The organism is Pseudoalteromonas simplex (assembly GCF_015278155.1).
Lineage (GTDB): Bacteria > Pseudomonadota > Gammaproteobacteria > Enterobacterales > Alteromonadaceae > Pseudoalteromonas > Pseudoalteromonas simplex.
In genome coordinates this window covers 386,712-398,951 of sequence record NZ_JADILN010000004.1, presented here as the reverse complement: position 1 = coordinate 398,951, position 12,240 = coordinate 386,712, and the positions used below count along the sequence as shown (strand labels likewise).

General features: G+C 42.2%; 9 protein-coding genes. 6 read left to right on the top strand and 3 right to left on the bottom strand.

Features of this window, described 5'->3' with window-relative positions; genetic code table 11:
• Positions 1-54: 54 nt before the first annotated feature.
• The 6 genes from IRQ78_RS11065 (at position 55) to IRQ78_RS11040 (ending at position 7,642) form a co-directional block, all read left to right on the top strand.
• Complete coding sequence (locus tag IRQ78_RS11065) at positions 55-669, top strand: paraquat-inducible protein A (RefSeq protein WP_138600179.1); 615 nt, start codon at positions 55-57, stop codon at positions 667-669.
• Between the two features lie 43 nt (positions 670-712).
• A complete protein-coding gene (locus tag IRQ78_RS11060; RefSeq protein ID WP_194442171.1) occupies positions 713-1,066 on the top strand; it encodes a hypothetical protein in 354 nt (117 codons plus the stop codon).
• A gap of 104 nt (positions 1,067-1,170) precedes the next feature.
• Complete coding sequence (locus tag IRQ78_RS11055) at positions 1,171-2,493, top strand: TolC family protein (protein WP_194442170.1); 1,323 nt, start codon at positions 1,171-1,173, stop codon at positions 2,491-2,493.
• Complete coding sequence (locus IRQ78_RS11050; RefSeq protein ID WP_194442168.1) at positions 2,486-3,943, top strand: efflux RND transporter periplasmic adaptor subunit; 1,458 nt, start codon at positions 2,486-2,488, stop codon at positions 3,941-3,943. The genes IRQ78_RS11055 and IRQ78_RS11050 overlap by 8 nt, the downstream gene beginning before the upstream one ends.
• On the top strand, positions 3,940-7,044 hold the full coding sequence (locus tag IRQ78_RS11045) for an efflux RND transporter permease subunit (protein ID WP_194442166.1): 3,105 nt from the start codon (positions 3,940-3,942) through the stop codon (positions 7,042-7,044). The genes IRQ78_RS11050 and IRQ78_RS11045 overlap by 4 nt, the downstream gene beginning before the upstream one ends.
• Positions 7,045-7,186: 142 nt before the next feature.
• The gene (locus tag IRQ78_RS11040) at positions 7,187-7,642 is read left to right on the top strand and encodes a hypothetical protein (protein ID WP_194442164.1); all 456 of its coding nucleotides are present in this window, start codon (positions 7,187-7,189) and stop codon (positions 7,640-7,642) included.
• A gap of 45 nt (positions 7,643-7,687) precedes the next feature.
• Here IRQ78_RS11040 and ppx read toward each other — a convergent pair whose 3' ends face one another.
• The 3 genes from ppx to IRQ78_RS11025 all read right to left on the bottom strand — a co-directional run bounded on the left by ppx (position 7,688) and on the right by IRQ78_RS11025 (position 11,916).
• Positions 7,688-9,175: an exopolyphosphatase gene (gene ppx, locus IRQ78_RS11035; protein WP_194442162.1), complete on the bottom strand. Its 1,488-nt coding sequence runs from the start codon at positions 9,173-9,175 to the stop codon at positions 7,688-7,690.
• Entirely contained in the window at positions 9,168-11,249 is a 2,082-nt protein-coding gene (gene ppk1, locus IRQ78_RS11030; protein ID WP_194442160.1) for a polyphosphate kinase 1, read from the bottom strand. Before ppk1 ends, ppx begins: the two co-directional genes overlap by 8 nt.
• A gap of 160 nt (positions 11,250-11,409) precedes the next feature.
• The gene (locus tag IRQ78_RS11025) at positions 11,410-11,916 is read right to left on the bottom strand and encodes a glycine cleavage system protein R (protein ID WP_187489490.1); all 507 of its coding nucleotides are present in this window, start codon (positions 11,914-11,916) and stop codon (positions 11,410-11,412) included.
• Positions 11,917-12,240: the final 324 nt, after the last annotated feature.

The window sequence follows — 12,240 nt, the reverse complement described above, 5'->3', positions numbered from 1 at the left end:
GAGCGCAGAGTTCGTTATGATGCAGACTCTGAGTATTAAAAAGGTTTGTAACTAATGCGTGTTGTTTTTCCTATACTGGCTATTTTAATTGCCTTAGTGTTACTTATTCCCGGTGTAACCCAGCCAGTGCTCACCCTTGAAGGAAAAATTGATAAATCTAAGCTTGCCAAAACAGGTATTGAAATGATTGCCGATGAAGGCGATCGCAATACCCGTAGCGTGTTAATGATGGCATCAAGCATGCTGGGGCTTGATAAGCTTGAAGGAGAAATCGATGCCTACAAAAAAACACGCAGCATTTGGGGCACCGTGAATGAGCTTGCTAATAACAAAAACTACCTTGTTGCCGCGCTTGTAGCAGTGTTCTCGATTGTCATTCCCACCTTAAAACTCCTGATGCAATTGCTTTATTGTTTCTTACCAGTGAATAGGTTTAAGTATTTGCTCGGTCAACTCATACAAGGCCTAAGTAAATGGAGCATGGTCGATGTGTTTGTGATTGCATTGATCGTGTCTTATTTAGCAGGTAATGCCGATGGGCAAATGGGCGAGTTGATAAAAATGCATGCTGAATTGGGTGATGGATTTTGGTATTTTACAGGTTATTGCTTGTTTGCTATTGCTGCCAGCAGTAGCATAAAAATAGATAAACCCTTGTCGAGTTCGTAAATTTCGGGCTACAATTTGGGCACTTAATTTTTAAGGTATGATGATGACGCGACTTTCAAGCTACTTATTGATAGCTATGATGCTGCTCACTTTTGTGGGTCAGTTAGTTGCGTCTGTTGCTATGGTATGTGATATGCCACATGCCAGCATGCAAATGGATCATCATGCTAATATGAATGCTGACAGCGACATGAGTGATATGGATTGTTGCCATGAAGACGTAATGGATAACAGCGATTGTGCGTGTCCGTTCAATGCCTGTACAGCTCACTCACTCCTGCCGTTAAATGATTTAGTTGTTAAATTAATTAAGCAATCAGAAAAAGTCACCATGTTAGGCGCCAGCCAGCTTAGTTTTCACGTCAGTTCTTTATATCGTCCACCTATTACTGCTTAAGCAGGATAGGTCTGTCTAAAATTCAGTAAAACGCTGAAATACACCTCATTCTGCACCCAAAATCTATTGTTTTTTAACCATTTTTAAGATTTTTGGAGCATGTGATGATTCACAGCAAATTGATTAAGTCGCTTTCTCTAGGCGCAGTATTGATAACCTCAAGTTTAGTGAAAGCAGAGCCGTTAGCACTCAATCAGGTGATTGATTATGCATTGACTCACGAGCCTTGGTTACAGGCAAATAAATACCAGCAACAGGCGATAGAAGCGCAAAGCATTGCGGCAGGTACCTTGCCAGATCCTGTGTTAACCGTTGGACTCATGAACTTACCAACCGATGGCTTTGCCTTTGACCAAGAGGGTATGACGCAATTCAAAGTGGGCTTGTCACAACAATTTAGCCGAGGTGATAGTCTTGCCTTACAGCAACAAGCTTTAAAACAATCGGCTGAGCAATATCCTTGGCTTAGAGCAGACCGCCAAGCACAGGTTAAAGCCATTGTTAGTGAAGCATGGCTAAATGCCTATCGCGCACAAAAAAGCATTCAACTGATCAACCAAGATAAAGCCTTATTTAATCAACTTATTGATATTACAGAAGCAAGCTATGCCAATACACTTGGCGCGACTCGCCAGCAGGATATTATTCGCGCTCAGCTAGAGCTGACTCGGCTTGAAGATAAGCTGGTGATGTTAGAGCAACAGTTTGATAGTGCCAAAAAGCGACTAGCACAATGGCTACCTATTGAAATGCTAAACGGTGCAGTGAGCGATGAAAACACCAAGGTGACCGCAGTTATGGCTTATCAAGAGCTTGCACCATCTGGGGTGACTGAAGTGCTGATGAATCACCCGGCTATTATCGCTATTGATCATGCTATGCGTGCTAAAAATACTCAAGTGCAAGTGGCGAAAGAAGCGTATAAGCCGCAATTTGGTATGAACCTAGGCTATGGCTATCGTGATGATACCCCGATGGGTGACTCTCGCGCTGACTTATTCTCTATAGGGGTGAGTATTGATTTACCGCTGTTTACTGATAACCTTCAAGATCAACAAGTTAATGCCGCAATAGCTAATGCCGAGGCGGTAAAAACCAACAAGCTTATTACTCTACAGAAACTGCAAGGTCAGTATTTTAAAGAGCTTAGCCAACTAAGCCGACTTGCTCAGCGCAAAGCACTGTATCAACAGCAGCTATTACCGCAAATGGCAGAGCAAGCGGAGGCGACGTTAAATGCTTACACCAATGATGATGGTGACTTTTCAGAAGTGATGCGTGCTCGCATTAGCGAACTTAACGCAAAAATTGATGCGTTGAATATCGAAATTGATAAACAAATAACCCTCGCTCGCCTTAATTATTACGCAGCAGCAAAAGATAACCAAATAAATGCAGCACAAAGCCAAGGAGCTAGCAATGAATAACACAGTGAAATTAGTTATCGCTTTGGCGGTAGGTGCAGCATTGGCAACGGCTGTAAATAAATTGGCTGAGCCAGAGCATGCACAAATGCCAAGCGCTGAGAAAAAGCCGCTATATTGGGTGGCGCCCATGGACAGTAATTACCGCCGTGATGAACCGGGTTTATCACCAATGGGTATGGAATTAGTGCCCGTTTATGAGGAGCAAAGTAGCGCTGAAGACAGCCCGGGTACTGTGAGGATCTCACCTGCAGTCGTTAATAACTTAGGGGTAAGAACAGCACCCGTAAGGTATAAATCATTACAAACGACGGTTGATACGGTTGGCTATGTGCAATACGACCAAGACCAACTCGTGCATATTCACCCTCGTGTCGAAGGGTGGATAGAAACCTTATATGTAAAAGCTGCAGGTGACCAAGTTAAGCAAGGCGAGCCACTTTATACCTTGTATTCTCCACAGCTAGTAAATGCGCAAGAAGAGCTTCTGCTTGCCCTTAAACGTAACAATGCAGTGCTTATACGTGCGGCAAAAGCCCGCTTAGCCTCACTGAATGTTTCCGACGATTTTATTACCCGATTAGAGCAAAGCCAAAAGGTCAGACAAAACATTACCTTTTATGCCAAGCAAAGTGGCGTATTGGATGAGCTAAATATCCGCGAAGGCTTCTTTGTGAAACCGGGCACAACCATGATGAGTATTGCTCACCTAGAAGAAGTATGGGTTGAGGCTGAAGTTTTTGAGCGCCAAGCAGGGCTTATTCATAAAGGCTTGCCAGTTACTATGAGCTTAGACTACTTACCGGGCAAACGCTGGCAAGGCAAGGTCGATTATATTTATCCAACCCTTGATGAGAAAAACCGTACCCTTCGCGTGCGTTTACGCTTTGCCAACCAAGACGGCTTACTCAAACCGAATATGTTTGCTGAAGTCAGCATTACCACTAAGCCAACAGAGCCGCAATTAGTGATAGCCAAAGAAGCGGTGATCCGCACCGGTAGCCAAGATCGTGTCGTGATTGATTTAGATGAAGGGCGCTTTAAGTCAGTCGCAGTGACGCTAGGCCGTAGTGATAATCATGACGTCGAAATTTTATCAGGCTTATTGAAAGACGATAACGTAGTGGTTTCAGCGCAGTTCTTAATAGATTCCGAATCAAGTAAGAGTTCTGACTTTATGCGTATGCAAGAACCGGATAGTGACAGCGCAATGGTAAATGGCGTGATCAACAGCATTGACCGCGAAGCCCGCACAGCCGTGATCAGTCGTGAGGCTATCCCTAAGTGGGGACGCGAGGCTGCAACTATGGAATTTCATTTTTCGCCGCGCATCGATATGTCAAGTTTACAAAGCGATGATGAAGTGCATTTTACCTTTAAATTGGTGGACGGTGAGTTTGTGATTTTTGACATCATGACCATGAGCCACCCTATGCAAGGAGAAATGCAATGATAGCTGCCGTGATCCGTTGGTCAGTCGGTAATCGCTTCTTTGTATTACTGCTGTCTTTAATGTTGGCAGGTTTTGGGGTGTTTTCTTTAAAGAATACCCCTGTTGATGCCTTGCCTGACTTATCTGATATACAGGTCATTGTAAAAACATCTTACCCAGGACAAGCGCCACAAGTGGTGCAAGACCAAGTAACGTTTCCTATCACTACAGCCATGTTGTCGGTGCCGGGTGCTGAAACGGTAAGGGGCTTTTCGTTTTTTGGTGACTCTTATGTATACGTTATTTTTAATGAAGACACCGACCTTTACTGGGCCCGTAGTCGAGTACAAGAATATTTGAGTCAAGTAAGTGCTCGCTTACCGGATTCAGCGAGGCCTGAACTTGGTCCTGATGCAACAGGGGTAGGCTGGATTTACTTGTATGCGCTGGTGGATAAAACCGGTAAGCATGATATTAGCCAGCTACGAAGCCTGCAAGATTGGTTTTTAAAGTTTGAGCTGCAAACGGTGCCGGGCGTATCAGAAGTAGCGTCTGTTGGCGGTATGGTTAAGCAGTATCAGGTTAATGTCGACCCCGATAAATTGCGTGCTTATGGTATTCCGCTAAGTTTAATTCAAACAGCAATTAAGCAAGGTAACCAAGAGCGCGGTGCCTCAGTGGTAGAAATGGCTGAAGCCGAATACATGGTATCAAGCACAGGTTATATTAAAAGTGTCGCAGATTTAGAAGCCATTCCGCTGGGTACTAATGCCAATGGTACGCCACTGCAATTACGTGATGTGGCTGATATAAAACTTGGGCCGCAAATGCGCCGTGGTATTGCCGAACTAAACGGTGAGGGCGAAGTAACTGGTGGTGTAGTGGTGATGCGTTTTGGAGAAAATGCCGAAGCAACCATCAAACTGGTAAAGGAAAAGCTAGAGTCGCTCAAAAAAGGCCTGCCTGAGGGCGTTGAAATCATCCCTGTGTACGACCGTTCAAACCTAATTACCCAAGCACTTGATAACTTAAGCTCAAAGTTAATTGAAGAATTAATCGTGGTGGCCTTAGTGTGTGTGGTGTTTTTATTCCATATACGCTCATCGATTGTAGCCATTATCACGTTGCCAATGGGTATTTTAACGGCTTTTGTGGTGATGTATTGGCAAGGTATAAACGCCAATATCATGTCGCTTGGCGGGATAGCGATTGCTATTGGTGCAATGACCGATGGTGCTATCGTGATGATAGAAAATATGCATAAGCATATGGAGAAAACACCACTGACCGATGAGAACCGCTGGCAAGTGGTGATGGACTCAGCCGCAGAAGTCGGGCCCGCGTTATTCTTTAGTTTATTGATCATCACTGTTAGCTTTATGCCTGTGTTTATTCTTGAAGCACAAGAAGGACGAATGTTCTCGCCACTGGCTTATACAAAAACCTATGCGATGGCAGCTTCGGCGGGTTTAGCGATTACACTGGTGCCGGTATTAATGGGCTACTTTATTCGCGGTAGGGTTATTTCTGAGCAGAAAAACCCTGTAAACCGCTTATTGGTGGCAGCCTATAAACCTTTATTAAGTGCGGTGTTAAAAGCGCCGAAAACAACATTGGTACTGGCCTTGGTGTTGGCTGCTATCGGCTTTTATCCGGTTAATAAAATTGGCAGTGAGTTTATTCCTCCCCTTGATGAGGGCGACTTAATGTACATGCCAACGACTTATCCAGGCATTTCAATTGGTAAGGCCCGTGAAATCTTACAACAGACCGATAAGTTAATTGCCAGTGTGCCAGAGGTCGAGTCGGTATTTGGTAAGGTAGGTCGTGCAGACACTGCCACAGATCCTGCGCCACTTACTATGATCGAAACCTTTATTCAGTTAAAGCCAAAGTCGCAGTGGCGAGAGGGTATGACAACCGAGAAACTGAAAAAAGAGCTCGATAATCTGGTTAAGTTCCTAGGGCTTACCAATGCGTGGGTGATGCCAATCAAAACGCGAATCGACATGCTTGCCACTGGTATTAAAACGCCTGTGGGGATCAAAGTTGCAGGGCCAAAGCTGAGTGAAATTCAAAAAATCGGTGAGCAAATTGAAGTCATCCTAAAAGATTTACCGGGCACAGCGTCGGTTTACTCAGAGCGTGTTGCCGGTGGTCGCTACATCAAAGTTGATATCAACCGTGAAAAAGCAGCACGGTACGGTTTGAACATTGCTGATGTACAACAGGTTGTTGCTACTGCTATCGGTGGTATGAATGTGACCGAAACGGTTGAAGGGCAAGAGCGTTACCCAGTTAACTTGCGCTACCCGCAAGATTATCGCGACTCGCCAGAAGAGCTTAAGTTGTTACCGATAGTGACACCAAACGGACAGCGTATCGCATTGGCTGATGTTGCCCATGTCTTTATCGAAGATGGCCCGCCGGGTATTAAAAGTGAAAATGCACGTATTAATGGCTGGAGCTTAATTGACATTGAAGGCAGTGATATCGGCAGTTATGTTGAGCGTGCGCAACAAGCGCTGCATGAGCAACTTGAGCTACCTGCTGGTTACTCAATTACGTGGGCGGGGCAATATGAATATATGGAGCGCGCAAAAGCTAAACTCAGTTACGTATTGCCACTCACCTTGGCAATTATTGTGGTGCTGTTATACCTCAATTTTAGAAGCTTTATTGAGGTGGCAATGATTATGCTGACCTTACCGCTTGCGATGATAGGCGGTATTTGGCTGATGTACCTTGAAGGCTTTAACTTCTCGGTTGCTGTTGGGGTTGGTTTTATTGCCCTAGCTGGGGTTGCTGTGGAAATTGGCGTGATCATGCTGGTTTATCTCAACCAAGCGTATCAAGATGCTAAAGCGCAATCAGCACAGTTTACGGTTACAGAGCTGCGCCAAGCAATCATCAATGGTGCGGGCCTTCGGGTTAGACCAGTGATGATGACAGTTGCTACTATTATCATAGGGTTACTGCCAGTGCTTTATGGCACTGGAACGGGTAGTGAAGTGATGAGCCGAATAGCCGCACCTATGGTCGGCGGGATGCTCAGTGCCATAGTTTTAACACTACTTGTGCTACCTGCGCTTTACTTTATATGGCGTAAACGCCACCTATAAATTTTACAGTCAGTGTGTAACTTGTACGCTTTTACTTGCTGCAAGTTACACATTTTATTTTTAACTTACTGATAATTGGTTTGTTTATTGCTGGTGTGATTTATGCAAAGTCATATTAAATTGATTTTAATAAGGAATGCACATGCAAGTTAAAACAATAAAACAAGTTTATGATTGGACCGTGTTATTTCATACTCAAATGGCAGCCAATTTCCACAGTGTTAAAGACTTACTGGACGAGCATAATCAAATGCTGGTGGATTATTACCTGCAATATGAGAAGAAACTGGCAGAAGATCTCGTTGGCTTTAAAGCCATTACAGAAATAAACACGCTTGATACCTATTGCTATGAGTATTTTGCTGAAAACCCAGAGCTAATTACTTTTAACGATATCAGCACAGATCAGCAAATTGATGAAAAGGCGATTCAGGTTTACTTAACCACGCAACACCAAAAAGTAATCGACTTATACGAATACTTGGTATCGCGAGCTGATACAGAGCAAAGCAAAGAAAAGCTCGAACGTTTACTTGAGCTTGAACATCAAGGCCTTAAGCAAATGATGCAAAGCTCAAACCGCCATATGGATATGTAATCGATTAATCTATTAATCTATTAATCTATTAATCTATTAATCAGCTTAATGAAAATCGAGTAAGAAGCCGACTTTTTTAAGGTATTTTTGCTCTTGCTGTAAGTCAGCTAAAAGCAAGGTATGTTCTTTAAGCCACTTATTGTGAAACTTTAAGAACATACTATTTTGCTTGGCTGTTACCTCAAGTTTAAAACCTTGATCGGTAATACGCTTTTGATTCAGTAGTACCGCTAAGCGCAAAATCACAATAAGCTGCAATATTTCATAATGCTGCATGGTATGCAGTGCCGGAAACTCTTCTAAGCGGATCTTTTTCCGATAAAAACGGATCATGCAACTAAGCAAGGTTTGTTGTTGCTGCGTAAAGCCAGGTAATTGGCTATTCGCCACGATATACGCGCTGTGCTTATGTATCCCTGATGAATTAACCCCTAAGCCAATTTCATGCAGCTGCGCAGCCCAATCCAATAAATTTATGTGATCTGAGTCGGTCAGATGCCATGTCTCTCTTACTTGTTCAAACAGCCACTTTGCAGTTGTCGAGACACGATTAGCATGCTCTTTATCTATGGCGTTACGTTCAGATAAATTCTCTATGGTATTTGTGCGAATATCCTTATGGGCGAGCTTTTGCTGCATTTCATGAAGCAGGCCTTCACGCAGTGAAAAGTCGCTGTACTGCATCGCTTCGATTTTAAACAGTCTAAATACCGCGATTAAAATGGCTAAACCTCCACAAATACTCACTTGCCGCTCAGGCGTAAGACCTTCAATTTGCAGCGCTTGTACTTGTTTTGCAGCAATAAACTGGGTTTTTAGTTCTAATAATCGCTCTAAAGTAATTAGCTCTTGCTCTGCATCGTTGGCATTGATCATGGCAAGGATAGATTTAATTGTGCCAGATGTTCCCACCACAGATTGCCAGCCAGCCGATAAGTAATTAGCAAAAATCACTTCGAGTTCTTGTTCTGCGCGAACTTCTGCTTTAGCGAAGCGCTTAGCAGTGATTTGTCCATCTGCAAAATACTGCTTGGTATAACTAACACAGCCCATGTTGCGACTAGCAAGTAACTTGTGCTTAAAGTGTTTACCAATGATGAGTTCAGTACTGCCGCCACCGATATCAATAACTAAGCGGTTTTCATCGTGATGAATATAATGGGCAACACCTTGGTAAATTAAACGTGCTTCTTCTTGCCCTGATATAACTTCAATCGGGTAAGGAAACACCTTACTTGCTTGCGTTAAGAACGAATGAATATTTTTCGCGCGGCGTAATGTGTAAGTTGCCGCCACTTTGACATTCTCAAGGGGAAAGTCCTGTAAGGTAGTAGCAAACTGCTTAAGAATCGCCAGCGCGCGCTCTATAGCTTCTTGGCTTAAGTGATTTTTATCATCTAAACCATCAGCTAAATAAACGCGCTGCTTTTCTTTGTGTAAGATTTGCAAAGAGCCATCGACCTCTCTTGCCACCACTAAATGAAAACTGTTTGAGCCTAAATCAACGGCAGCAATTGAGGGATAATCATTCATTATTATAGTTACTTTCCCATTTCTTAAGGTGGTCATAAATGGCAATTTGCGAGCGAATTTTTTTACGATTGCCACGGCGCACATAGCTGTTTTTTTGTTCGCTATCGATTATGCGCGCTTTTGATCTATCTTTAAACTGTAGCTCAAGAATATCAATAATAAGCTGTTTTAATTTTTCATCATAAATCGGTGTGGCGACTTCAACACGGTGATCAAGATTTCGAGTCATCCAATCCGCTGATGAAATATACACTTTTTCTTCGCCATTATTATGAAACACCATCACCCGAGGGTGCTCTAAAAAGCGGTCAACAATACTAATAATACGAATGTTATCGTTCACGGCAGAGGGCACTAATGAACACATGCCACGCACAATAATGCGAATTTTTACGCCGCGTCTTGCGGCAAAATAGAGGTGATCAACCAGCTCTTTATCAACAAGATTGTTTATTTTTAGCGTAATTTTGCCAGCCTTACCATGCTCTACATTGGTTATTTCAGCATCAATTAGCGACATAATAGTTTGTCGTGCGTTGACTGGTGATAGCATCAAGTGATCAAACTGAAATGGTTTATAGCTACTTTCGATGAATCTAAAAACGCTATCGCACTCTTCGCTAATACCTTCATGTCTGGTAAATAAACTAAAGTCAGTATAAATTTTGGCAGTTTTCTCATGGAAGTTACCCGTGCCTATATGGGCGTACTTCACGATGTTGTTCTTTTCTTTACGATGAATAACGCATAACTTGCTGTGCACTTTCAATGCAGGAATACCAAAGATTACTTTAACACCGGCATTACTCAGAGTTTTTGCCCATTCAATATTGTTTTGTTCATCAAAGCGCGCTTTCAGCTCAACCATTACGGTGACATGTTTGCCATTTTTTGCTGCATTAATAAGTGTAGAGATAAGACGAGATTGACTCGCAACGCGATAAATATTGACCTTAATTTGGGTAACATCAGGGTCAAAAGCGGCTTGGCGTACAAACTCAAGTAAATGGTTAAAGGTGTGATAAGGGTAATACAGTAAAATATCTTGCTCTGAAATGGCATCAAACACACTTGAGTGATTGTTAAAAGCCGTGCTTTGTAATGCAGGCAGTGGTTTGTTTTCTAAATACTGACGACCAACATTCGGAAACGCAATAAAATCGCGGAAATTACGGTAACGACCGCCGGGGATCAACGCATCATGTTGACTAATATTAAGACGCTTTTTCATCACTTTAAGCATTTCAGCTGGCATGCTCTCGTCATAAACAAGGCGCACAGGCTCAGCAGAAATACGTTGCTTAAGACCCTTTGACATTTTATCGAGCAAGCCTTCTTCTAGCTCATCATCCAAATTGTACTCGGCATCACGGGTGAGTTTGATGGCGTAGCATTGAATATCATCAAAGCTAAAAAAGCTGCTAAACACATCGCGAATAAAGTAGGCGATGATGTCATCTAGCATCACGATGGTTTTGTGACGGCGTGTTTTCTCTGGTGGCAAAATAACAAAGCGAGATACGCGGTCAGTGGGCACTTCCATCATGGCATAATGACTTTTTTGATTGGTCATCTCGACGAACAAATAGGTCATGGTGTCGTTGATTTGATCTGAGTAGTCTTTCTTTTCAGAGAGTAAAATCGGCAATATGTGTTGTAGCACATTGTCGTGGAAGAATTTTTTCAGCCAACTCAAATGAAATTCAGACAACTCTTCTGGTTGTTCAACATGAATATTATGCTCGTTTAAGTCATTTAAAATATCTTTATGAATTTGGTTAAACTTTTTACCAAGCTGGAGCACTTTACTTTGGATCTGATGAAGTAATATTTCGTCTTCTTCAAAGTTCGCATCAGGAATTTTATTAAGTAATATGCGGCGCTTTACATCGGCAACACGGACACGGAAAAACTCATCCATGTTGTTTGAGTAAATACCTAAAAAGCGCATGCGCTCAATAATCGGGTTCGATTTGTCTTTGGCTTCTTGCAGCACGCGTTCATTAAAAGACAGCCAACTTAGCTCTTTGGCAAAGTAATTAACGGCTTGAGAAGAAGAATGTGATGCGTTCATCTGGTTTTCCAACGTTTATAGCTAGTTAGAATATAGAGGATGCAGATGACGTTTATATGACGTATTTATCACTTTTATGACATACATGTCAGTTTTGTGACATGTATGTCATTAATTTTAAAGCTTAGTTTAAGTTTAAATATCCCTATAAACTTGCTTGTTATGCGTCCTCAATATCAACAATTAGATCTGTGGTAATAGACTCAAGTGCGCTAATCACTTCGTCTTTGTTCATGCCTATTGGCAAAGCAACGGTCGCAACAGCACTAAAAATTGGCACGCCCCAGTTAGGTGCACTTTGTTGTTTTGAATTTAGGTGAGTGATATTCGCTCCTTTGTGACGAATAACGCTGGCTAGCTCTTGTACAATGCCTGGTCTGTCGTTACCAGTAATCACGAAGTTAATTTCCTCAGACGGAACATCAGGCAAGGTATCAGTTCCACGTTCAATTCGAACTTCAAGATAAGGTAAGCTGTGAAGGGCATCTTGTAATTCTTGCAAATGCTCTTCAGGTACTGCGGCTTCGATAATTCCGGCAAAATGACCTGCAAGGTGGCTCAAATTACTTGTCAGCCAGTTACCATGATGGTTTAAAATTGTGGCAGAAATATCTTCAACTAGGCCGGGTTTGTCTGGCCCTAAAATAGTAATTACTAACTGCTTCATACTTAAATCTCTATAAAAAAGCCTCAGAAAAATGCAATAAAAGGGAGGAGGCGTTGGTTAAAAATGATTCTTATTGTTGAAAAAATAAGTCTCATTGAGTATTGATGCTGTTTTAATGTTTGTCCAATTTTTTCACTGTAGTTATAAAAAATTAGTTATAACAATTTGTTAGCTTGATTGTGGTACTGTAATAAAAGTGCTCCACAATGACTTATTTTGGTCATTTTTTAACTTTAAAATACGTCCCTGAAATACTCGCTTTATTACACTGAATTATGACGTTTGTAACATTACTGTCATCTTGGTGAAATATAATTCGCGCAA